The organism is Roseovarius sp. JB2-10 (genome assembly GCF_055693585.1).
The window spans coordinates 511,467-533,648 of sequence record NZ_CM146337.1 but is presented as its reverse complement, the minus strand read 5'-3'; the positions used below and the strand labels follow the sequence as shown (position 1 = coordinate 533,648).

At 58.0% G+C, this 22,182-nt stretch carries 18 protein-coding genes and 2 pseudogenes; 12 read left to right on the top strand and 8 right to left on the bottom strand.

Translation table 11 applies throughout. The annotated features are described in order from the left end of the window. Positions 1-4: 4 nt before the first annotated feature. A complete protein-coding gene (locus ACZ1HJ_RS02605) occupies positions 5-1,015 on the top strand; it encodes a cytochrome d ubiquinol oxidase subunit II (protein ID WP_472720808.1) in 1,011 nt (336 codons plus the stop codon). A 355-nt stretch (positions 1,016-1,370) separates the two neighbouring features. On the opposite strand, the pseudogene ACZ1HJ_RS02600 reads toward ACZ1HJ_RS02605, so the two are convergent. Continuing rightward, positions 1,371-4,944, bottom strand: a pseudogene (locus tag ACZ1HJ_RS02600) (hydantoinase B/oxoprolinase family protein). Between the two features lie 122 nt (positions 4,945-5,066). Between ACZ1HJ_RS02600 and ACZ1HJ_RS02595 the strand changes: the two are divergent. Together ACZ1HJ_RS02595 and ACZ1HJ_RS02590 are read left to right on the top strand one after the other, a co-directional pair. Further along, positions 5,067-5,483 carry a protein tyrosine phosphatase family protein gene (locus ACZ1HJ_RS02595; protein WP_472720807.1) on the top strand — a complete coding sequence of 139 codons (417 nt, stop codon included), beginning with the start codon at positions 5,067-5,069 and terminating at the stop codon, positions 5,481-5,483. Positions 5,484-5,489: 6 nt separating this feature from the next. Further along, the gene (locus tag ACZ1HJ_RS02590) at positions 5,490-6,224 is read left to right on the top strand and encodes a 2-dehydro-3-deoxygalactonokinase (protein ID WP_472720806.1); all 735 of its coding nucleotides are present in this window, start codon (positions 5,490-5,492) and stop codon (positions 6,222-6,224) included. Positions 6,225-6,230: 6 nt separating this feature from the next. On the opposite strand, the gene ACZ1HJ_RS02585 is transcribed toward ACZ1HJ_RS02590, so the two are convergent. The 5 genes from ACZ1HJ_RS02585 to ACZ1HJ_RS02565 all read right to left on the bottom strand — a co-directional run bounded on the left by ACZ1HJ_RS02585 (position 6,231) and on the right by ACZ1HJ_RS02565 (position 10,016). Then, a complete protein-coding gene (locus ACZ1HJ_RS02585) occupies positions 6,231-7,193 on the bottom strand; it encodes an ATP-binding protein (protein WP_472720805.1) in 963 nt (320 codons plus the stop codon). After that, entirely contained in the window at positions 7,178-7,882 is a 705-nt protein-coding gene (locus tag ACZ1HJ_RS02580) for a response regulator transcription factor (RefSeq protein ID WP_472720804.1), read from the bottom strand. The genes ACZ1HJ_RS02585 and ACZ1HJ_RS02580 overlap by 16 nt, the downstream gene beginning before the upstream one ends. A gap of 2 nt (positions 7,883-7,884) precedes the next feature. Next, on the bottom strand, positions 7,885-8,196 hold the full coding sequence (locus ACZ1HJ_RS02575) for a hypothetical protein (protein WP_472720803.1): 312 nt from the start codon (positions 8,194-8,196) through the stop codon (positions 7,885-7,887). Positions 8,197-8,335: 139 nt separating this feature from the next. After that, entirely contained in the window at positions 8,336-9,058 is a 723-nt protein-coding gene (locus tag ACZ1HJ_RS02570) for a DUF1194 domain-containing protein (RefSeq protein ID WP_472720802.1), read from the bottom strand. 118 nt (positions 9,059-9,176) lie between these two features. After that, positions 9,177-10,016, bottom strand: coding sequence for a universal stress protein (locus ACZ1HJ_RS02565; RefSeq protein WP_472722139.1), 840 nt, complete (start codon positions 10,014-10,016; stop codon positions 9,177-9,179). A 218-nt stretch (positions 10,017-10,234) separates the two neighbouring features. Between ACZ1HJ_RS02565 and ccoN the strand changes: the two genes are divergently transcribed. The 9 genes and pseudogenes from ccoN to ccoS all read left to right on the top strand — a co-directional run bounded on the left by ccoN (position 10,235) and on the right by ccoS (position 19,380). After that, entirely contained in the window at positions 10,235-11,839 is a 1,605-nt protein-coding gene (ccoN, locus tag ACZ1HJ_RS02560) for a cytochrome-c oxidase, cbb3-type subunit I (RefSeq protein ID WP_472720801.1), read from the top strand. Positions 11,840-11,853: 14 nt separating this feature from the next. Beyond that, positions 11,854-12,582 (top strand): cytochrome-c oxidase, cbb3-type subunit II, encoded by a 729-nt coding sequence (gene ccoO, locus ACZ1HJ_RS02555; protein ID WP_472720800.1) that lies wholly within the window; start codon positions 11,854-11,856, stop codon positions 12,580-12,582. A gap of 13 nt (positions 12,583-12,595) precedes the next feature. After that, positions 12,596-12,790 carry a cbb3-type cytochrome c oxidase subunit 3 gene (locus tag ACZ1HJ_RS02550; RefSeq protein WP_472720799.1) on the top strand — a complete coding sequence of 65 codons (195 nt, stop codon included), beginning with the start codon at positions 12,596-12,598 and terminating at the stop codon, positions 12,788-12,790. Between the two features lie 5 nt (positions 12,791-12,795). After that, complete coding sequence (gene ccoP / locus ACZ1HJ_RS02545) at positions 12,796-13,662, top strand: cytochrome-c oxidase, cbb3-type subunit III (protein ID WP_472720798.1); 867 nt, start codon at positions 12,796-12,798, stop codon at positions 13,660-13,662. Positions 13,663-14,145: 483 nt separating this feature from the next. After that, positions 14,146-15,033 carry a LysR family transcriptional regulator gene (locus ACZ1HJ_RS02540; protein ID WP_472720797.1) on the top strand — a complete coding sequence of 296 codons (888 nt, stop codon included), beginning with the start codon at positions 14,146-14,148 and terminating at the stop codon, positions 15,031-15,033. 109 nt (positions 15,034-15,142) lie between these two features. After that, on the top strand, positions 15,143-16,579 hold the full coding sequence (ccoG, locus tag ACZ1HJ_RS02535) for a cytochrome c oxidase accessory protein CcoG (protein WP_472720796.1): 1,437 nt from the start codon (positions 15,143-15,145) through the stop codon (positions 16,577-16,579). Beyond that, positions 16,579-17,034: a FixH family protein gene (locus ACZ1HJ_RS02530; protein WP_472720795.1), complete on the top strand. Its 456-nt coding sequence runs from the start codon at positions 16,579-16,581 to the stop codon at positions 17,032-17,034. Before ccoG ends, ACZ1HJ_RS02530 begins: the two co-directional genes overlap by 1 nt. Continuing rightward, positions 17,031-19,225 (top strand): annotated as a pseudogene (locus tag ACZ1HJ_RS02525) (heavy metal translocating P-type ATPase). Before ACZ1HJ_RS02530 ends, ACZ1HJ_RS02525 begins: the two are co-directional and overlap by 4 nt. Next, on the top strand, positions 19,222-19,380 hold the full coding sequence (gene ccoS / locus ACZ1HJ_RS02520; protein ID WP_472720794.1) for a cbb3-type cytochrome oxidase assembly protein CcoS: 159 nt from the start codon (positions 19,222-19,224) through the stop codon (positions 19,378-19,380). The pseudogene ACZ1HJ_RS02525 and the gene ccoS overlap by 4 nt, the downstream one beginning before the upstream one ends. Before the next feature lie 41 nt (positions 19,381-19,421). Here ccoS and ACZ1HJ_RS02515 read toward each other — a convergent pair whose 3' ends face one another. Together ACZ1HJ_RS02515 and ACZ1HJ_RS02510 are read right to left on the bottom strand one after the other, a co-directional pair. Next, entirely contained in the window at positions 19,422-20,867 is a 1,446-nt protein-coding gene (locus tag ACZ1HJ_RS02515; protein ID WP_472720793.1) for a D-alanyl-D-alanine carboxypeptidase family protein, read from the bottom strand. Positions 20,868-21,175: 308 nt separating this feature from the next. Continuing rightward, entirely contained in the window at positions 21,176-22,180 is a 1,005-nt protein-coding gene (locus tag ACZ1HJ_RS02510) for an ABC transporter substrate-binding protein (RefSeq protein ID WP_472720792.1), read from the bottom strand. Positions 22,181-22,182: the final 2 nt, after the last annotated feature.

Below are 22,182 nucleotides of genomic sequence, written 5' to 3'. Positions count from 1 at the left end.
CAGGATGGAAATGTTTGGAGATCCCGCCCTGTGGTTGCCGGTTGTCTTTGCAGCGCTGATGGGCGTTTCGATCCTGATCTATGTCTGCCTTGACGGTTTCGATCTGGGTGTCGGATTGCTGTTTCCTTTCGCATCCGATGATGAAAAGGACAGAATGGTTGCGTCAATCGGGCCGTTTTGGGACGCCAATGAAACGTGGCTGGTGTTGGCGATTGGCATCTTGCTTGTCGCATTTCCCGCAGCACATGGCATGATACTGACGGCGCTCTATCTTCCGGTGGCGGTCATGCTCGTGGGTTTGATCCTGCGCGGTGTGGCGTTTGAGTTCAGGGTCAAGGCACCAGCACCCCGCAAACCCATGTGGAATCGCGCCTTTCTCATCGGCAGTTTAATGACGTCGCTCTCACAAGGCTTCATGCTGGGTATGTACATTATGGGCTTGGAAGCCACTGCATTTACGCTGGTGTTTTCCTTGGTGACGGCCGTGTTCCTGACCGTGGCCTATTCCTTCATCGGGGCGACATGGTTGATCTTGAAGACCGATGGCGTGCTTCAGGAGAAATCCGTGAAATGGGCACGCCAAGGAATCTGGGGCGTTGTCCTGGGCTTGGGCGCGATTTCGATCGCCTCGCCTTTTGTCAGCCCGCGTATTTTTGAAAAATGGTTCTCAGTGCCGGAAATTTTCTTGCTGTTGCCGATGCCGATGATGGCGATGGTGCTGATTGGTGCGTTGTGGTTGACCTTGCGCCACTTGCCGCGGGCTGATGATGGCCTCTCTTGGGTACCATTCGTGGCCACGATCGTGCTCTTTATGCTCGGCTTTTTCGGGATGGCTTATTCGTTTTATCCCTATGTCGTGCCGGATGCGTTGACGATTTATGATGCGGCCAGCGCGCCTGAAAGCCTCTTCATCATCCTTGTGGGTACGGTTTTTGTATTACCGATGATCGGGGGCTACACGGTGATGGCCTACATTATCTTCCGCGGAAAAGCGACGGAACTGCGCTACGACTAAGTCGCGGCAGAGAGGTCAGGCGAAACCTGCACCGCTGCATGCGAGGCAGCGTCTGGTTTTCGTGCCAAAACAGCCTTCGCATCGGCCAAATTTTGGCCCGCCACGCTCATCACGGCCCTGCGCAACCTGCCCGGAGCCACCACAGATCTGACACGGCGCGCGACCGGTACCGTGGCATCGGTGGCACTTGCGCTTTTCATGCGGCATTTGCTTTTTGCGTGGCGTGTGGTGTTCCATAATGGGGCTCAGATACCTTTAAAGTTTTAAATTTTGCTTATTGGGGCCGCATCTGAGCACAGCAAACCCCTCAAGTCACTGTCATGAAAACCAAAAGAAATGGAGTGAGGCAGCAGGATCACGCCGCCCCCCAACCGCCTCCGCCGGGTGTCTCCATGCCAAAAACCGCACCAACGGGCAGGTCGATCTCACCATTGCCGGGCATGTCACGCCGCTCTCCGTCCGGCAATTCCGCCCAGTTGCGGCCCACCTGACCGGGTGCGCCGCCATCGCCGCCAAAGGGCGGAATGATCCGGTGATTGCTCAGGGTCGTGACGGTGACCGGTGCCAAGAACCGCAATCTGCGGATCAGGCCATTGCCGCCATCCCATTGGCCCGCACCCCCGATCCGGGCCGCACGGTGAATTCTTCCAGCCGCACAGGAAACCGTTTTTCCAGGATTTCGGGATCGGTCATGCGGGTGTTGGTCATATGGCTTTGGACGGCATCGCACCCTTTGAACCCCGGGCCCGCGCCTGTGCCGCCCGCGATGGTTTCATAGTTCTGGAAGTCGTCATTGCCCCAGACAAAATTGTTCATTGTTGCCTGCGACCCTGCGATCACACCTAATGCGCCATATAGTGCATTGCAGGTGGCCTGGCTCACTTCGGTATTGCCCGAAATCACCGCTGCCGGGTAACCGGGGTTCAGCATCGATCCATCCGGCACGATGATCCTGAGGGGCGTAAGGCAACCCTGGTTCAGAGGAATATCCGCGCCGACCATGGTGCGGAAGACGTAGAGCACGACCGCATCGGCAATTGATCGGGGGGCGTTGTAATTGCCCGAATGCTGTGGCGAGGTGCCGGTGAAATCGATCGTTGCTTCGCGCGCGCTGCGATCCACCGTAACCTTCACTTCGATCACGGCACCGTGGTCCATCGGATACGTAAACTGCCCGTCGCGCAGCCGGTCAATCACGCGCCGCACGCTTTCTTCGGCATTGTCCTGCACATGGCCCATATAGGCCTGCACCACGTCGATCCCGTAATTGTCGACGACCTTCAACAGTTCTTGCCGGCCGGTTTCATTGGCCGCGACCTGCGCTTTGAGGTCGGCCATGTTTTGCGGTATGTTACGGCAAGGATATTTGCACGTAGCCAGAAGCGCCTCGGCCTCAGCCTCAAGCAATGTGCCGCGATCCACCAGTTTGACATTGTCGATCAGCACGCCCTCTTCATCGATATGGCTGCTATCAGGAGGGGCACTGCCCGGTGTGCGCCCGCCGATATCGGCGTGATGTCCGCGTGAGCCCAACCAGAACGCAGGCGCACCCCCTACAAAAACGGGCGTTACAACGGTCACGTCCGGCAAATGCGTGCCGCCATTATAGGGCGAATTGAGCACATAGGCGTCGCCCGGCGCTACATCGGGGTTGAGGCGCATGACGGTCTTGATGCTGTCTGACATCGAGCCAAGATGCACCGGGACATGCGGCGCGTTGGCCACCAGATCGCCCTGATCGTCGAAGATCGCACAGGAGAAATCATAGCGTTCCTTGATGTTCACCGACCAGGACGTATTGGCCAGGGTCGCGCCCATCTGATCCGCCACCGACATGAAGAGGTTGTTGAAAACCTCGAGCAGTACGGGGTCAGCCTCGGTCCCGGCGGCGTGATCACGTGCCTTGGTCGCAACGCGCTCCAGGATCAAGTTGCCCATGGCGTCCACACGTGCGGCCCACCCCGGCTCGATCACGTTGGTGCCGGTGGGTTCGGTGATGATGGCCGGTCCGGTGATCTGCATCTCCGGGTCGAGCGAGTTGCGATCAAAAAGCGGCACATCCTGCCATGTGCTATCCGCATGCATCGGGATATGCGCCACGGGTTTGCCACTGCCTTGAGGCAGGGCAGGGGCAGGGTTTGGCCGGTCTGACCAATCGCCTCGGCACTCAGCATATCAAAGAGGATGGCCCGTTCGGGCGAGTAAAAACCAAAGCGCTGTTTGTGGGCGGCCTCGAAATCGGCCTGCATCTGGTCCGGCGCTCCAAAGGGTACATCCAGCGGCTGGTGGGAGCCGTCGTAGCGCAGGTGGGCACGACGCAGGACCGTGATGTTATCAATGCCTTGCCCGGCCACTTCGGTGCGGGCTTCGTCGGCAATTTTGGCCAACGCGGTCTCAGCCTGACCTGTTGCCGCAAGGGGTGCGTCCATCTGCACCTCGCGCAACGCGCGGATCTCGGCCAAGCCCATGCCATAGGCACTCAACACGCCCGCATGGGGATGGATCAGAACCTTGGTCATGCCAAGGGCGTCGGCCACCAGACAGGCATGTTGCCCGCCTGCGCCACCAAAGCATTGCAGGGTATAGCCGGTCACGTCGTGGCCGCGCTGAACGCTGATTTTCTTGATCGCATTGGCCATGTTGTCGACTGCAATACGCAGGAACCCCTCGGCCATTTCTTCGGGGCTGCGCGGTGCGTCGCCCGTCTCGGCGGCCACATCACGGGCCAACGCCGCGAATTTTTCGCGCACGATATCGGCATCCAGCGGTTGATCACCGTCGGGGCCAAAAACTGGCGGGAAATGATCAGGGTTCAGCTTGCCCAGCATCACGTTGCAGTCGGTCACGGCCAGCGGTCCGCCACGGCGATAACAGGCCGGACCTGGATCGGCACCGGCACTTTCAGGGCCCACTTGAAACCGGCCATCTTCGAACTTGCAGATGCTGCCGCCTCCCGCGGCCACGGTGTGAATGTCCATCATCGGGGCACGCATCCGCACGCCCGCCACTTCGGTCTCAAAGCTGCGCTCGAAATCGCCGGCATAATGGCTCACATCGGTCGATGTGCCGCCCATGTCAAAACCGATCAGCTTGGAGTGACTTGCCGCCTTGCCGGTTTTGACCATTCCGACGATACCCCCCGCCGGGCCGCTCAGAATGGCATCCTTGCCTTGGAAGAGCTTGGCGTCGGTCAGCCCCCCACTGGATTGCATGAAGAGCAGCGCATCGCAGGCCCGCCCCATATCGAGCGCCCCTGCCACCTGATCCACGTAGCGCCGCAAAATGGGAGAGAGATAAGCATCAACCACGGTCGTATCGCCGCGCCCGACCAGTTTGGCCAGGCGGCTCACCCGGTGGCTGGCGGTAATCTGCGTATAGCCAATTTCGGCGGCAATCTCAGCCACGCGGATTTCATGCGCAGGGTTGAGGTACGCGTGCAATCCCGCAATCGCGACGGAACGAATGCCCTTGTCGTAGCTTGCCTGCAACGTGGCGCGCGCCGCGTCTTCGTCCAAGGGCGTCACAACCGCGCCATCGGCATCCAACCGCTCGTCCAGCTCGGCCACATCTTCGTAGAGCAAATCAGGTCGCTTGATTTCGAGGTCAAAGAGACGCGGGCGGGTTTGATACCCAATCAACAGCAGATCACGAAACCCCTTGGTGATCAGGAGCAACACCCGCTCGCCCTTGCGCTCCAAAAGCGCATTGGTGGCCACGGTGGTGCCCATCTTGACGGCGCGAATGGACTTGTCGGCAAAGGCACCATCGACGCGCATCACGTCTCGAATGCCCTGCACAGCGGCATCTTGATAGCGTTCCGGATTTTCCGACAGCAGTTTGTGCGTGTGCACGTCCCCCGTGGGATCAAGCGCCACGATATCCGTGAACGTTCCGCCCCGGTCGATCCAGAATTCCCACTGTCCGCTCATCAGATTTCCCCGTTAACGCCACTCGGCCACGTTTGGCTTGAGTACCGGAAATGTCAACGCTACTGGCATTGATCTTGCCCCACGATTTTGCGCATATATGCCAAAGCCAGAGGAGCACGCCCATGGACCTGCGCAAGATCACTGATGACTTTTCGGTTTCGCCACAGATCGAGGCGACGGACATTCCCGATATCGTGGCGGCGGGCTTTCGATCTGTTCTCTGTAACCGGCCAGACAGCGAAGAACCCAATCAGTGCTGCTACGATGATGTAGCGGAAGCCGCTATGGAAGCCGGTCTTGAGGTGCGTTCCGTCCCGATCGTGTCCGGCATGGTGCGCGCCGATGACATGAAAGCATTCAATGCTGCACTGGACCAGATGCCTGGGCCCATTCTGGCCTATTGCCGAAGCGGAACGCGTTGCACGATGCTGTGGACCATTGCGCAATATGGCCAGATCGCTCCGGAAACGATTCATGAACTGACCAACAAGGCGGGCTATGACATGTCCGGAATCTTGTATCAACTGTCTCAGCAGTAACCCGGCATGGCTGATATCAGCTGGATCGCAATCGGGCGCAGCATGTCCGGCGTTTGTGCTTACGCGTTGCAAGGCACCGAGATACAGGCGCAGTCACACGGTTCGGATGAGGCGGCAGCGCTTACCGGATTAGGGGGTCATTCCGGGTCTACGGTCAGAATTGGCGACGGGGCCCCGGATGCTGTGCCTTGTGCGATTTTGCTGCAATCAGGGCATGGATTGCCCGTCATCACGCAAGACCAGCCTGCAGATGTCATGGGCGGATGGGCCCGCCTGAGTGTGGCCGGGTTTGTGACACGTCATTCGGATTGGGACGGTGTGATCTGCGTGCAGGAAGTTGATGTGACACATTGGGTGCATGTCAGCGCCAACGAAGTTGTGAGCTTTGCCAGCTTTCTGACGCCGCGGCTTATTGCAGCCCTGGGAGGAGGCGAGGCACCGGATCTCGAGGCTTTGGCGGACAGTCAAAGCAGGCCAGAACGTCTGGCGGCATATCTGCGACAAGCTGAGCTTTCTGGGGCGCCCAATGCCGTTACGGGTCATTTGATCGGTGCTGAACTGGCGGCGTCACGGGTCTATTGGTTGGGCCAGCAGGTGGGCGTGATTGCCCCTGACGTCAAAATATCGACCTATGCAACAGCTCTGACAGCTCAGGGGGTGCCTGTCACCGTGCAGTCCCGTGAAGAGATGATCAGAGAAGGTTTGGCAGGTTTGGGGCGGTCGTTGGGGATGCAAGCATAGCGCAGGTCAATTCCCGGGAAAGCGGATGTCAAACCCTGCACCAGCTGTGCCTTCGGTTAGCGAAACCGTACCACCAGCAGCTTGCAACATGGTTTGCACAATCGCCAACCCCATGCCCGTCCCACCGGTGCCGCGCCGGGTCGTGAAGAAAGGGTCGAAGATGCGCGCGCGATTGCCCGCCGCAATGCCGGTCCCGTTATCCTGCGCTTCAAAACCGTGGTCTTTGGCAATGATTTGCAACCTGTCTGCCCCGTGTTGACGCGCGTTGCGCGCCAGATGACCCAAAATCACCAACGCAGCCTGTGGATCAATTGGCAACAGCGTATCACCTGTAAGGTCTATGGATATACCGGCCTCGGGCGACAGCGTCGCCACCACGTCGGATAAACGCGATGGTCCGGGGCCGACAGGGTCACGCGCGGCGGCCAGAACGCGCAGGGCGTCGAGTTGCTCCTGCATCTGCGCCGTGGCTGTGAGGATAGTTTTGGTCAATCGTTCACGGTCTTGGGCGTCCAGCTCACCATCCAGCAGTTCGGCCGCCCCCTTGATGCTGGTCAGCGGTGATTTCAATTCATGTGTGACGTGATTGCTGAATGCTCGTAACCCTGCCTCGCGGTTGTTCAAGGTGGCACCCATCTCGACCACGGCCTGTCCCAGTGCTGTAATCTCCGGGGTGCCAAAATGCGGTGGCAACGGCGCATCTCCACGCCCTTCGCGCACGGCGTTCGCGTGGGCGGTGAGCGCTGTTACCGGCCGCAGAACCAGGCGCCAAAGGAGGTATCCCAAAATGGTCGTGGCGATCACCGCCATCCAGAAAATCAACCAAGCGGTTTCGCCCCAACCGAGGATGTTTCCAGCCAGCTTGAAATGGGCGATGCCGATCAAAGGCAGGCACAAAACGGCGGCCAAAGTCCCACCAACAACCAGCGCTAGAGGCGGGCGCCACTTCTGCTTTATCGGTCCGGACATGATTGTTCCTGACAAGGACCCATTCGGATGCCGACACCATGCACGGTTTCGATGGCCCCTTCGCATCCGGCGCTTGCCAGTTTGGCCCGCAGGTTGCGCAGATGGCTATCCAGCGTCCGGTCCGACACATGGATCGTGGTGCCATAAACCGCATCTATCAATTGCGCCTTGGTCGCAATGTGATCAGGCCGCGTCATCAAGTGGTTCAGCAATGCCATTTCGCGGCTTGTCAGGGTCACGGGAACGCCAGAAATCGTGCAAAGGTGGCGGTCTGCATTGAGTTTGATAACACCGCGGGTCATCTCAGCCCCGCTGGATGTGCCGGTCGATGTCGTGCGCTTCAGGATGGCGCGGATGCGGGCGATCAATTCGCGGGGCGAAAACGGTTTGGTGACATAGTCATCACCGCCTAGTTCGAGCCCCAGAATACGATCAATTTCATCGTCTCGTGCAGTCAGGAAAAGGATCGGTGTATCGTGGCCTGCACGAAAGGCGCGACAAAGCTCCAGCCCGTCCATTTCTGGCAAGCCAATATCCAGGACAATAAGATCCGCCTTGCCCCGTTTCGCCTTTGCCAGCCCTTCGGCGCCGTCACCCGCTTCGGTCACATCATATCCGGCCTGTTTCAAAGCGATGCGCAGGACGTCACGAATCTGCGGATCGTCGTCGATGATCAGGATGTGAGCCATAGTCAGAGTGGCGTGCCTTGTTGCATTGGTGCGCCAAAGGTACGCAACTCATTGGCCGCGTGGAAGCTTAAATCGTTGGGGCCACCGCAGGCCGTGTATTCCGTCATGGGCAAGGGCTGAAACGTGTCGGTGAGGTTGGACACCTGCGATCCTGCTATCAGCACGCCCAGCAACAACGCGTGCAAGGCGTAGCGATTGGGATTCTGCGCGGCGTGCGGCTGATCGGGGGTCGGCCCGGCCCGGGTGATGGGGTCCAGCCACCAGCCGTCTTGGCGAAGGGATGAAGGGACGCCGCGCAGAATGCAGGTTTTCATGGATAGGTTCCTTACTGTCTTTTTCTTACCTGTTGCCTCACTTTTAGGCGGCACCTGTGCAGCCCGGGCGGAGCGTTTGTGCAGTTTTTGCGCATTTATTTATGCGTTTGATTTGATTTGGAAAAATCGGAACCTGGCGTCAGCGCTTTGCCAGAATCCGCTGCCGTGGGGCGGTATCTCTGGAAAACACCGCGCCGCTGATTTCACGAAAGAGCTTGGTTTCCATCGCTTCGGTAAAGTCGTCAAAATCATTGGCCGTGATCACGAAGGCATTTGCGCCGCCGACGACATAGCGCTCGAAATATTCGGTCAGTTCGTCGTCGTCCTCTTCAATCGCCAGACCGTTGATCACAATGCCTCGCGAGAGCAATCTGTCGCGGCTTTCCAGCAATAGATCACGGTCATCTGCTTGACCGTTTCCTGCAATATCAATGACCTGTCTGCGCGCATTACCCGGTCCGGCCTCCAGCATTCGGGCAGCAAAATCCAATCCGGAGTGGATCATTGTGCCGCCGCCCGGCAGACGCCGCGGCATGTCGGCAACCTCTCTTGCGTAGGCGTGTACATCGCCGGTGTTGTAAAGCTCTACCCAATCCAGGCCCAAGGCCTGACGCGTCACACTGGACCATTGGACAATCGCTATGGCGACACCCCCGGGTGCGCGGGCGATTGCCTCGGCTACTCTTTCCGAGCGCAGCGCGTCGGCTGTGCCCGTCCGTTGCAGATCGAATTCATTGTCATTGACACTGGCGGAGACATCAAAGGCCAACACCAGATGCAGTTCCATTTGACCCTGCTGCTGCGCGGACGCCGGACCAAACCCAAAAGCGCAGAAGAAAATCAGCACACGAAGTAATTTCACCACGTGCCCTCGATTGTCACCCTATGGTTCTTGTTCATGCGCTTGCCCCGCCCTTTCCCCGTCACGTTGGGTTGCCTTCAAGGGGCAGGTCAAGCGCTATTGAGTCCTTGTTTGGTCGTCAGTGCGCCATCAGGACAGGAAGTGTCGTCTGTTCGAGCATATTTCGCGTGGCCCCGCCGAATATTGACTCGCGGAAACGTGAATGACCATAGGCGCCCATCACAATCATATCGGCGTTCATATCTGTCGCGTGACGCAACAGAACATCTGAAACGCGTGGCAGCGTCTTGGCCAACACATCTATGCTGACCTTGACGTTGTGGCGTGCCAGATACTGCGACAAGAGCCCCCCGGGATCGGACCGGGCTGGCCCATGTGCAGGCGGATCAATCACGACCACATGCACGGTTTGCGCTTGTTGAAGGAGCGGCAAGGCCGACCGGATGGCATCCAGCGCCTCGGTGCTTTCGTTCCAGGCGAGCAGGACACGCTCTGGCGCGGTTTCGGCGACGGTACCATGCGGCAATATCAGTGTTGGCCGTCCGGCATCGAAAAGGGCCGCTTCGGTAACCGGCTCCATCTCGGTACCCAGATCGTCGCCATAGGGTTTTGGCAGGATCACCAAGTCAGAAAACCGGGCGCGGACCGCCACATGTCGGCTTAAGTCGGCCAATTGAGCCACGCCGGTTTCGACATCCCATCTCACGTCAGTTTTCTGCAGGATTGCACGTGCCATTTCTTCGATTTCCTGCGCTTCCTGATTGGCGCGCGTCAGGGTATCGGGCACGGTGATCGCTGTGGCACCAATACAGTAGTACCCGTTTTGCGATCGATCGACGCCGAGGCAAAAGACATTCAAATGCGCGTCATGAATATGCGCCGCGGCAATGGCATGCGGCAGGGTTTCGGCAACAAGTTCCGTGTCGGTCAGTACGGTAAAGAGGCAATTATAGGCCATTTTGAACTCCATCAGGTTTGCGTCTCCTCTGCGGTTCAGAATGCGTGCCGGGCCAGGCCGCGCCTTGATGCGTATCAAGTTCGGAAAAATTTAAGTCTTTGATCGCGTCTTGATGCAGATCAAGGAACGCCCCTCCGTCTTGGCGCATCTAATCCCTGTCTGAACGCGCAGATGCGGCTCGAGTGAGTCGTAAGGACCAAGACGAAGGGACCAAGAAAATGATGAATTATTTCAAGCTGATCGCGCTTGGGCTGATCACCTTTATCGCGTTGATCGCCGCCAATTACGCGCGTGATATGGCCTATATGGTCAATGCTTTGACCATCGCGCTTGCGGCGGCGGCCATGTTTATTTGGGTGCTGCGGCAAACCGATGAACCTGTCGAACACGTCGACCTGTCCGGTGAATACATGGATGGTGTGATCCGCGCGGGTGTGATCGCAACGGCGCTTTGGGGCGTTGTTGGATTTCTGGTTGGGACGTTTATCGCTTTCCAGCTTGCCTTCCCGGCGCTCAATTTCGAATGGGCGCAGGGCCTGGCCAATTTTGGCAGGCTCCGACCGCTGCACACCAGTGCCGTTATCTTTGCCTTTGGCGGCAATGCGTTGATCTGTACGTCCTTTTACGTCGTGCAGCGCACGTCGGCTGCACGTCTATGGGGTGGCAACCTGGCATGGTTTGTCTTCTGGGGATATCAACTGGTCATCGTATTGGCCGCTGTTGGGTATCTTTTGGGCGCCACGCAATCCAAGGAATATGCCGAACCGGAATGGTACGTGGATTTGTGGCTGACGATCGTGTGGCTGGCCTATCTGGCGGTTTTCCTAGGCACCATCATCAAACGCAAAGAACCGCATATCTACGTGGCCAACTGGTTCTACCTCAGCTTCATCATCACGGTTGCGATGCTGCACGTGGTCAACAACCTGTCGATCCCGGTTTCAATCTTCGGCTCGAAATCCGTTCAGGTCTTTTCGGGCGTGCAGGATGCGATGGTGCAATGGTGGTATGGCCATAACGCCGTGGGCTTCTTCCTGACAGCGGGCTTTCTGGGCATGATGTACTACTTCGTGCCGAAACAGGCGGAACGTCCGGTCTATTCTTACAAGCTCTCGATCATCCACTTCTGGGCGCTCATATTCCTCTATATCTGGGCGGGCCCGCACCATTTGCACTACACCGCTTTGCCGGATTGGGCCTCGACCCTTGGTATGGTTTTTTCAATCGTGCTCTGGATGCCCTCTTGGGGTGGCATGATCAACGGATTGATGACCCTCTCCGGGGCCTGGGACAAGTTGCGCACGGATCCGATCATTCGGATGATGGTCATCTCCATCGGCTTCTACGGCATGTCGACCTTTGAGGGTCCGATGATGTCGATCCGCGCGGTCAACTCGCTGTCGCACTATACCGACTGGACCATCGGGCACGTGCATTCTGGCGCGCTTGGGTGGAACGGCATGATCACCTTCAGCGCGCTTTACTTCCTGGTGCCCAGGTTGTGGAACCGTGAACGCCTCTACAGTCTCAGCATGGTCAGCTGGCATTTCTGGCTCGCGACCATCGGTATCATCCTCTACGCCGCCGCCATGTGGGTGACCGGCATCATGGAGGGCCTGATGTGGCGCGAAGTGGACGCCAATGGCTTCCTGGTGAACTCATTCGCCGACACAGTTGCGGCCAAGTTCCCCATGTATGTCGTGCGCGGATTGGGCGGTGTCCTTTACATGGCCGGCGCGATCATCATGTGCATCAACCTCACCCTGACCGTTACGCGGAGCCCGGCTGTTGCAGCCACCAACTCCGCTGTGCCAGCCGAATAAAGGAGGATTCAGAAATGGGAATTCTCGACAAACACCATGTTCTGGAAAAGAATGTCACCCTTTTGGCCATCTTCGCATTTTTGGTCGTCACCATCGGCGGGCTGGTACAAATCGCACCGCTCTTCTGGCTGGAAAACACGATCGAGGATGTGGAGGGCATGCGCCCTTACACCCCGCTCGAACTGGCCGGGCGCGATATCTATCTGCGCGAGGGCTGCTATGTCTGCCACAGCCAGATGATCCGCCCGATGCGCGATGAGGTTGAGCGGTATGGCCATTACTCATTGGCGGCGGAATCGAAATACGATCACCCGTTTCAATGGGGATCAAAACGCACGGGGCCTGATCTGGCACGTGTGGGAGGACGCTATTCAGACGAATGGCATGTCGATCACCTGAGGGATGCGCAATCGGTCGTACCGGAATCGGTGATGCCCAAATATGGCTTTCTCGAAAACCGGTTGATCGATGGTGAATACATGGATGATCGTCTGAAAACTGACCGCTTTGTCGGCGTGCCTTACACCGAAGACATGGTGGAAAACGCAATAGCTGATTTCAAGGCGCAGGCCGATCCCGACAGTGACTATGACGGGTTGATCGAACGCTACGGCGATACGGTTCAGGTGCGTAATTTCGATGGGGCGGCAGGTATTTCCGAAGCGGATGCCCTGATCGCGTATTTGCAAATGCTGGGCACACTGGTCGATTTCTCGACCTTCACGCCAGCGGCAAGCCGGTAGAGGGGGCTGAAACATGGAAACCTATTCATTCCTGCGCGAATTGGCAGATAGCTGGGCGCTCCTGATCCTGTTCGTATTTTTTGCGGGCGTTGTGTTCTGGGTCTTTCGACCCGGTTCCAGCAAAGTCTACGACAATCCCGCCAACATCCCCTTCCGGCATGAAGACAAACCCGCCCCCGACAGGGGCGCGGACGCCAAGGAGGCGTAAGCGATATGGTCAAGAAACCTGAAGAACAACAAGGCGATCCTGATACCACCGGCCACGAGTGGGACGGTATTGAGGAATTCAACAATCCGCTGCCGCGCTGGTGGCTCTGGACGCTCTATGCCACGATTGTCTGGGCTGTGGGCTACACGATCGCGTATCCCGCCTGGCCCGGAATTTCGTCGGCCACTGCAGGTGTGATGGGCTGGTCAACACGCGCCAATGTGGCTGAAGACATCGCCCGGGCAGAGGCCGCTAATGCGCCAATGAACGCGCGATTGGTCGAAGTGGACCTGACCGCAATTTCCACTACGCCGGAGCTTGCGGGTTATGCCACATCGGCCGGGTCGGCCGTGTTCAAGACATGGTGCGCACAATGCCATGGCTCTGGGGCTGCGGGGGCGAAAGGGTATCCCAACCTTCTGGATAATGACTGGCTTTGGGGCGGCGATATCGAAGCGATCCATACCACGATCGCGCATGGGATTCGCAGCGAGGAAGGTGACGAGACGCGGTTTTCCCAGATGCCTGCCTTTGGCGACCTGCTGGAGAACGAAGAAATTGCCGCCGTCACGAATTACGTGATGTCGCTCTCGGGCACGCCCAACGATGCATCGCAGGTCGAGGCGGGGCAGCAGGTCTATATGGACAACTGCGCCTCGTGCCATGGCGATCAGGGCCTTGGTGACCGCGAGCAGGGCGCGCCGAACCTTGCGGACGCGATCTGGCTCTTTGGCGGGGACTACGACACCGTTCTGCAAACCGTCACCTACAGCCGCTATGGCGTGATGCCGCCTTGGTCGGAGCGCCTGAGCGAGGCCGAGATTCGTGCAGTGGCCGCCTATGTGCACCAGCTTGGTGGTGGAGAGGAATAAAGAAAACCCGCAGGGTTAATCCTGCGGGTTAGGCACCGGACCTTCCGTCCTGTTCGCGCGTTTCCTGGAAGGCCGGTGCCGCCCAATTCGGGCCACAGCGGGAGATGTCTGTGGCCCGACCATTTTGTGTGATTACCAGCGGCGTTGATCCGGAAATTGGGGCGCCCACCGGCGTCCACGCCACGGCCAGTCAAACACGCGCCTCTCGGGGGAGGAGAGGCGGCCCGCGTGGCGAGATCGGGGATCAGTCATCGCGGCGCTTCACGGTGTGGGGAAACATGGATGCTTCACGCCGTTCATCAAACCGGCTGCGGCTTCCCCAATGGTTTCCCGGGTTGGTTCGTGTGGCGGTATTGAAAGTTTTTGCGAAAATATCCAACATGGCGTTTCCTTTCGTTATGTGAATTTCTGTATTGAATGTTGCATTTAACCTGCAATTCTGCGACTCAGGAAAAATTCACATATGTAAGGAAAAATTACATAATGGATTGGATCAAGATCCCACCGCTCTCGGCGCTAAGGGCCTTTTCCGCATTGGCCGAAACCGGATCGGCGGTGGCGGCAGGCGACAAACTCAATGTCAGCCACGCGGCCATCAGCCAACAGATCAAGACACTTGAAGCGCATTTGGGACTTCAACTGGTCGATCGCTCCGGGCGCAGTTTGGCTCTCACACCTGACGGACAGAAACTGGCCGACGCGCTCAGTGCCGGGTTTGAGGTTATTGCGACCACGATCAATGGCCTGACAGGTCAGGATGCGGATCGTCCCTTGCATATTTCGACCACACCAATGCTCGCCGCGGCATGGTTGATGCCGCAACTGGGTGGCTTTCATACGGAGCACCCGGATATCAACCTTATCCTTAGCACGACACCCAAAGTCGAACCCATGGAGACGGGGCAAATAGACGTTGCCTTGCGCTACGGCGTCGGGGCGTGGGCGCGACTTGAGAGTGAGCTGCTATTTCTGTCGAAGATGGTGGTGGTGGCCTCTCCCTGTTTGGTGGGAGAGGAGGAGATCAAATCCTTTGACGATCTTGTGGATTTCCCGTGGCTTTTGGATGCCGGGCTATCGGAGGCCAACAACTGGCTGACCGGGATCGGGACGCTGGAAAAACTCAGCCAGGGCTCGATCCAGCTCCCTGGAAATCTGCTTCTGGATGGCGCGCGCGATGGGCAGGGCATAGCCGTTACTGTCCGGGCCTTTGTCGAAAACGATTTGAAGGCCGGGCGTTTGCGCGTGTTGTTCGAAAGCGAGGCGATGAAGGGCTATCACATCGTCACCCGCCCGGGCGCGCAACGTCCGGCGCTTCGGAAATTTTTGAAATGGCTGCGCAAGCAGGCCAAGCAGTGTGATCGCGGAGTTTAAGAGCCGAGGAACACGCGGCTCAGTTGCAGAACTTGACCCATATCAAAGTCGCGAAACGCGGGACCTGACACAAAGGCGTTGAACAGGACAGCCAAATCGGAGTGATTCCGTGGCCATCAACCCAAACGACGCGCCCAAAAGTCTCTACGCGCCGCGTGAGCCCATATTTCCAAGGAAGGTTTACGGCCCGTTCCGTAACCTGAAATGGGTGATCATGGCGGTCACCTTGGGCATTTACTATGTCACGCCATGGCTGCGGTGGGATCGCGGCCCCAATTTGCCGGATCAGGCGGTGCTTGTCGATCTGGCGCATCGGCGCTTCTTTTTCTTCTGGATCGAAATCTGGCCCCACGAATTCTACTTCGTGGCGGGGCTTTTGGTGATGGCAGGGCTGGGGCTTTTCTTGTTCACGTCGGCGCTCGGCCGGGTCTGGTGTGGTTATGCCTGCCCGCAAACTGTCTGGACGGACCTTTTCATTCTGGTGGAACGTTGGATCGAAGGGGACAGAAACGCCCGGCTCCGCCTGCACCATCAAAAGAAATGGGATTTTCGCAAAGCCCGGCTGCGCGTGACCAAATGGGTCACGTGGCTTTTGATCGCCGTCGCAACAGGGGGCGCATGGGTGTTTTATTTTGCCGATGCACCTACTTTGCTGGTCAACCTTTTTACACTAAACGCCCATCCCGTGGCCTATGCGACGGTGGCAATTTTGACCGGAACCACCTTTCTTTTTGGCGGTTTTGCGCGCGAACAGATTTGTATCTACGCCTGCCCCTGGCCGCGCATTCAGGCGGCGATGATGGACGAAGACACGCTTGTGGTCGGGTACCGCGAATGGCGCGGTGAACCCCGCAAAAATTCTGATCCCGTGAAATCTGGCGCGGCACAGGGTGACTGTATCGACTGCATGGCCTGCGTGAACGTCTGCCCGGTTGGCATCGACATTCGCGACGGGCAGCAAATGGAGTGCATCACTTGCGCACTTTGTATCGATGCCTGCGACGATGTCATGGCCAAGATCGGCAAACCCCGCGGGCTTATTGATTACATGGCCCTGACGGACGAACAAAACGAACGCACGGGCAAACCGCCCCAACCTTTGTTGAAACACATTTTGCGGCCGCGCACGCTTCTTTACACGGCGCTTTGGTCGCTTGTCGGTTTGGGTCTGCTTGTCGCGCTTTTTATCCGTCCAGATATCGAAATGACGGTGGCGCCGGTGCGTAATCCGACCTTCGTGACAATGGCTGATGGCACGATCCGTAATACCTATTCCGTGCGTCTGTTGAATAAACACGGCACGGACCGGGTTTTTGACCTGACCCTGCGGGGGGATCCAAGCATTCAGATCGAACTTGAGGGCCAGCCCGGCAGTGCCGTCGAAGTACCTGCGGACACAACATTTCTTCAACGCATCTACCTTCAGGCCCCGCCCGGTTCGGGACCGGCACTGGCCAAGCGTACGGAGGTGCGCATGTGGGTCGAAGACACGGTCAACGGCGATCGCGCGTTCAAGGACACGATATTCAATGGAAGGGGAAAGTGATGGCGGAACGGCAAATCACCGGTCGACAAGTGCTTATGGGTTTCAGCGCAGCATTTGCGTTGATCATCAGCGTAAATCTGGTTCTGGCCTGGAATGCGGTGAAGAGCTTTCCGGGGTTGGAAGTGAAGAATTCATATGTGGCCAGTCAGAGCTTTGACGCGCGAAAAGCGGCGCAGGAACGGTTAGGTTGGACCATTCGGGCAGATCACGACGACAGTGTTCTGCATCTGGCCATAACAGACCGTGACGGTGCGCCGGTGCGGGTTGCCACATTGGATGCCACGTTGGGCCGGGCGACGCATGTCAGCGAGGACAAGTCTCTTGATCTGATGTTTGAAGGCGCGGTTTATATCGCACAGGTTGAGGCCGGAAGCGGCAATTGGAACATCCGACTGCGTGCCGTTGCACAGGACGGTACCGAGTTCACGCAACGTGTCGTGATGCACAAAAAATGACTGCGGTTTTGCGTCCCTCCCTTTCGGCCTGCCCGGCCTGTTCTGCGGCTCCGGCAGCACAGTCTTTGGCACAGCACGATGACAATGCTCCGGCACAGATCATCTTGTCGTTGCCAACGATTCATTGTGCCGCATGTTTGTCCAAGGTCGAAAACGCATTGGAGGCCCATCCTCTGGTGATATCTGCGCGGGTCAACCTGACCATGAAGCGCGTTAAAATTTCGGCGGAAGCGGTGTTGACCGCAGAAGACGCGATAAAGCTGATCGAGGGATTGGGCTATGACGCCTTTGAACTCGATGCCGGCGCGTTGCGAGGCACGGGCACCGATACAGCCGGGCGCGATCTTTTGATGCGGTTGGCTGTGTCCGGATTTGCGGCGATGAATGTCATGCTTCTGTCTGTCGCTGTCTGGTCAGGCGCCGAGGCGGTCACACGGGACCTCTTCCACTGGATCTCGGCGATCATTACCGTTCCGACAATTGCATTTTCCGCGCAGCCTTTCTTTCGCAATGCCTGGGCCGCGCTGTCACGTGGTCGGTTGAACATGGATGTGCCCATTTCGCTGGCGATTTTGCTGGCTGTGGTCACATCGCTTTGGGAAACATCCTTGTCGGGGGAGCATGCCTATTTCGACGCCGCACTCACTCTCACCTTCTTTTTGTTGGCCGGGCGATATCTGGATCACAGAACCCGGGCAATTGCCCGATCCGCGGCCGAAGAGCTATCGGCACTGGAGGTGCCGCGTGCGATCCGGTTGAACGATGGTGCGGAGGAAGAAGTTGCCATCGCTGAGCTGGCTGTGGGTGATCTGGTCCGGGTGCGTCCGGGTGGGCGGATGCCTGTCGACGGCCAGATCATCGAAGGCCGTTCAGAGCTGGATCGATCCCTTTTGACGGGTGAAGCCTTGCCGGTTCTTGCCGAACCCGGGCAGGCTGTTTCAGCGGGTGAGGTGAATTTGACCGGCCCGCTGACCATCAAGACAACCGCCGTTGGCGCCGACACATCGCTTCATCAGCTTGCCGATCTGGTGGCCGTCGCGGAATCTGGGCGGGCGCGTTACACGTCGCTGGCGGATGCGGCGGCCAAACTCTATGCACCCGGCGTGCATGTTCTGTCCGCGCTCAGTTTTGTTGGATGGTATCTCTACAGTCAGGATGTCCGCACGGCGCTCAACATCGCAGCGGCTGTATTGATCATCACGTGCCCCTGTGCGTTGGGATTGGCGGTACCAGCGGTCACAACCGCCGCGTCCGGAAAGCTGTTTCGCCGGGGTTTGTTGATCAAAGATGCCACGGCGCTGGAGCGACTGGCAGGTGTCGATACGGTGGTGTTCGACAAAACCGGGACATTGACGGCGGGTACACCCCGACTGACCAATTTTGACCAGCTGCCAGAAACAGCCATTCAATTGGCCGCGGGATTGGCGCAGGCATCGTCGCATCCCCTGGCCCAGGCAATTGCCAAGGCTGCTGATGAAGCGGGCCTGGTCCCGTATGTGGTCGATGAGTGCGCCGAAGTGCCCGGGTATGGCACGAAAGGGGTTTGGAATGGTCAAGAGGTCCGTCTTGGTCGGGCGTGCTGGACGGGTGTCGCAAGTGCGCAAGTCACGGCGACCTATCTGCGGATTGGTGACGACACTGCGTTGACCTTTACCTTCGAAGACGGGTTGAGAGAAGGTGCAGAGCACACTGTCCGGATGTTGCAGGAGAGCGGTAAGACAGTTCATCTGATTTCGGGCGATGCGACCCGGGCCGTGGCGGATATCGCAGACCGTTTGGGGATCGAAAACTGGGTGGCCGAAGCGCTACCGACAGAGAAACTGGAGCGTGTAAACGCGCTGTCAGAGGCGGGTGCCAAGGTGCTGATGGTTGGGGATGGCCTCAATGACACAGCGGCGCTCAGAGCGGCCCACGTCTCCATTTCCCCGCTTCTGCGCTGGATGCCGCACGCGTGGCCAGCGATATCGTTTTGCTGGGGAAAGACCTGAGCCCGATTGTTGCGGCCTGTGGCACGGCCCGGATCGCAATCCGGCGCATTCGCCAGAATTTTCGCATCGCAACATTTTATAACCTGGTCGCAGTGCCGCTGGCAATTGCGGGTTTCGCGACCCCGTTGATTGCGGCTTTGGCCATGTCGAGCAGTTCGATCACAGTATCCCTTAACGCGCTGAGACTGGGAGATCGCAAATGAATGTCCTGGCGTATTTGATCCCAATTTCGCTTTTGCTTGGAGGTGTGGGCCTGGTCGCGTTTGTCTACACCGTGCAGTCCCGCCAATATGACGACCCGGAAGGCGACAGCCGCCGCATCCTGAGCGACGCATATGATGACCACCCCAAAACCTGAAGGCATTGGGGCGCATGATTAGCTGGTAGAAAAGGTGGCCGTCAGCTTGGGCCAATCATAAAGCACGAGACCTGTTTGGCCTGAAGGCGACGACAGGCCAGATCGGCTGTATCACGGGTCATACCCATGAAATTCGCATCGTACCCGTTGGATCTTTCAACCACTTTGCGCAGGCTGCCATCAAGCGTGCTCATTTCATTGAGAGCAGTCTGCAGCAGCACTTTGCGTGCTTTATACTGGCTCGGGTACCGACCGATGTTGATGCCCCAATGGCGACCACCGGAGGTTGAAACGCGGGTCACAACCTCCTGAATGGGATCAACCGGTTCTGCTGCGGCATTCACGATGGATTTCGGCCGCGCGGTTGGTTTGACCATGCGAATCGTTGCGGCTGCGGCCCCCGTTGCCTTTTCAGGTGCGCCGTTGGCTGCACCAATTCCTTGCGCGGCAAGAACGGCTTTGTCGATATCGGCTTTGGCGGCGACCAGAATAGGCGTATTTGCGGGACGTGGCCGCAAGGTAGGACGCAAGCTTTTCTTGACCGCAGCGGCGGCCGCAAGGCGGACGGTCTTGCCCACCGCGCCGGGCTGCGCCTGCGCGACTGACGTGCCTCTGACCTTGCCATAGTAGGCCGGTTTTGCGGGGCGATGTACGGCCACGCGTGTGGGGGAGCGTTTGAAGCCCAAGTCCAGCAGCTCCGCCACACGGGCGTTGCGAGTACGGGTTGAGCGCCCGCCGAAAACGGTGGCAATCACCCGCTCGCGTCCGCGCTCTGCGCTAGCTACAAGGTTGTAGCCCGCAGCACGGGTGTAGCCGGTTTTGATCCCGTCAGCGCCGCGGTAGCTGCCGAGCAATTTGCGGTTCGTGTGATAGACGGTTTTGACGCCCGCATCGGCGGTCATGCGCGAAAACAGATTGTAATAGTCCGGGTAGTCGTAAAACAGGTGCCGTCCCAAAACGGTCATGTCGCGAGCCGTCGACAGATGGCCCGATTCCGTCAGGCCATGTGCGTTTTTAAAGGTGGTTCGTGTCATGCCCAGGGCTTTGGCGGTGCGGTTCATACGTCTGGCAAACCGCGCTTCCGAGCCTTCGATTGCTTCTGCCAATGCGGTCGAGGCGTCGTTGGCTGATTTTACAGCCGCTGCCCGGATCAGATACCGCAATGCGATGCGCTGGCCGGCCTTGAGACCCAGTTTGCTGGGGGGTTCACTGGCGGCATGTTTTGAAATGCGCACCTTGGTGTCGAGGCTGATTTCGCCGTTTTCGACAGCCTCAAACACGATGTACAAAGTCATCATTTTGGTTAGGGATGCCGGGTGCAATCGTGTGTCTGCGTTGCGAGAATGCACAACTTTGCCAGACCGCGCATCCATTACCATCGCTGCGTAAGGTGCAGCGACCGCGCTTAACGGTACGACGATTAACATCCAGATAGTGGCCAACGCCACCAGACCCCAACGGATCGGTTGCCTGCTCCGCGCCTTCATGGAACTACTCTTTTCTGCCTCATGCCGCCGGTTTTCCGACTGGCTTTTTCTTTTATGTCGTAACGCTATCATAGAGATCTTGGTAAATAAAGCGTTCATTCCCAATGAATTATCTGCAGTTGTTTTGGCGCGTGACTATATCTTGTGGCGATCATCGTGGCGGCAACAACCAGCGGATTTCGTCTGATGCTTGAAGTTTTGGTAGGGCATTCGCTCCAAGGGTAATACCTATGCGGCATCGAGCTGCGCCGCTTGGTCAAGTAAAAGGGCGCCCTGATGGACGCCCTTTTCTGAATTTTGGCACTAATTCAGTTCAGTGCTTTATCGGTAATCGCATGCGTCCATGCGGCCTCACCCGGGTTTGCGGTGATGACCGGATCCGAGCCACCCGAGAGCAAGGATTGCACTGTGCGCTCGAAATCGGCAGGGTCCAGCGCGCCGTTCGAACCTGCGGTCAGCTTGGCAATCTCGCCCATCATCCGGGTCTGATGTTCTTCGGTTTGGGCACCTGATGCATCATTGTCCAACACGATCAACGCGGCTTCGTCCGGGTTCTCTTCGGCCCATTTCCAGCCCTTCATCGACGCGCGGACAAACCGCACCATCTTGTCTTCAAATGCCGGATCGCTCAGGTTTTCTTCAAGCACGTACATGCCATCTTCCAGCGTCGCGACACCCTGATCCTCGTATTTGAACACCACCAGATCATCTGGCGTGAGGCCTGCATCAATGATCTGCCAGTATTCGTTGTAAGTCATGGTCGACACACAAGCCGCCTGGCCCTGCAGGATCGGATCGACATTGAAGCCCTGTTTCAGAACCGTCACGCCATCATCACTGCCATCGGTGGGAATGCCCAACTGGCTCATCCAGCTCAGGAAAGGGTATTCATTGCCAAAGAACCAGACGCCAAGCGTTTTCCCGCGGAAATCCTCGGGGCTTTCAATGCCCGCATCCTTGCGGCAGGTCAGCATCATACCCGAGCTTTTGAAGGGCTGAGCGATGTTCACCAGTGCCAGACCTTTTTCACGGCTGGCCAGCGCAGAGGGCATCCAGTCAAGCACGACATCCGCGCCCCCACCCGCGATCACCTGTGCGGGTGCAATATCTGGCCCACCGGGTTTGATAGTGACGTTCAGTCCCTCTTCTTCGTAGAAGCCCTGGTCTTGCGCCACGTAGTATCCGGCGAACTGTGCTTGGGTGACCCATTTGAGTTGAAGCGTCACATCATCCGCTGCGTGCGCGGCGGTTGTACCGAAAGCGGCCCAAGCGCCTATGGCTGCAACGCCAATTGTTTTTGTCAGAGTATTCATCC

Bases quoted from the DNA above. Each gene is read 5' to 3' on its own strand.
- ACZ1HJ_RS02605 (WP_472720808.1), top strand. From the start codon at position 5: ATGGAAATGTTTGGAGATCCCGCCCTGTGGTTGCCGGTTGTCTTTGCA.
- ACZ1HJ_RS02595 (WP_472720807.1), top strand. From the start codon at position 5,067: ATGGACCTGCGCAAGATCACTGATGACTTTTCGGTTTCGCCACAGATC.
- ACZ1HJ_RS02590 (WP_472720806.1), top strand. From the start codon at position 5,490: ATGGCTGATATCAGCTGGATCGCAATCGGGCGCAGCATGTCCGGCGTT.
- ACZ1HJ_RS02585 (WP_472720805.1), bottom strand. From the start codon at position 7,193: ATGTCCGGACCGATAAAGCAGAAGTGGCGCCCGCCTCTAGCGCTGGTT.
- ACZ1HJ_RS02580 (WP_472720804.1), bottom strand. From the start codon at position 7,882: ATGGCTCACATCCTGATCATCGACGACGATCCGCAGATTCGTGACGTC.
- ACZ1HJ_RS02575 (WP_472720803.1), bottom strand. From the start codon at position 8,196: ATGAAAACCTGCATTCTGCGCGGCGTCCCTTCATCCCTTCGCCAAGAC.
- ACZ1HJ_RS02565 (WP_472722139.1), bottom strand. From the start codon at position 10,016: ATGGCCTATAATTGCCTCTTTACCGTACTGACCGACACGGAACTTGTT.
- ccoN (WP_472720801.1), top strand. From the start codon at position 10,235: ATGATGAATTATTTCAAGCTGATCGCGCTTGGGCTGATCACCTTTATC.
- ccoO (WP_472720800.1), top strand. From the start codon at position 11,854: ATGGGAATTCTCGACAAACACCATGTTCTGGAAAAGAATGTCACCCTT.
- ACZ1HJ_RS02550 (WP_472720799.1), top strand. From the start codon at position 12,596: ATGGAAACCTATTCATTCCTGCGCGAATTGGCAGATAGCTGGGCGCTC.
- ccoP (WP_472720798.1), top strand. From the start codon at position 12,796: ATGGTCAAGAAACCTGAAGAACAACAAGGCGATCCTGATACCACCGGC.
- ACZ1HJ_RS02540 (WP_472720797.1), top strand. From the start codon at position 14,146: ATGGATTGGATCAAGATCCCACCGCTCTCGGCGCTAAGGGCCTTTTCC.
- ACZ1HJ_RS02530 (WP_472720795.1), top strand. From the start codon at position 16,579: ATGGCGGAACGGCAAATCACCGGTCGACAAGTGCTTATGGGTTTCAGC.
- ccoS (WP_472720794.1), top strand. From the start codon at position 19,222: ATGAATGTCCTGGCGTATTTGATCCCAATTTCGCTTTTGCTTGGAGGT.
- ACZ1HJ_RS02515 (WP_472720793.1), bottom strand. From the start codon at position 20,867: ATGAAGGCGCGGAGCAGGCAACCGATCCGTTGGGGTCTGGTGGCGTTG.
- ACZ1HJ_RS02510 (WP_472720792.1), bottom strand. From the start codon at position 22,180: ATGAATACTCTGACAAAAACAATTGGCGTTGCAGCCATAGGCGCTTGG.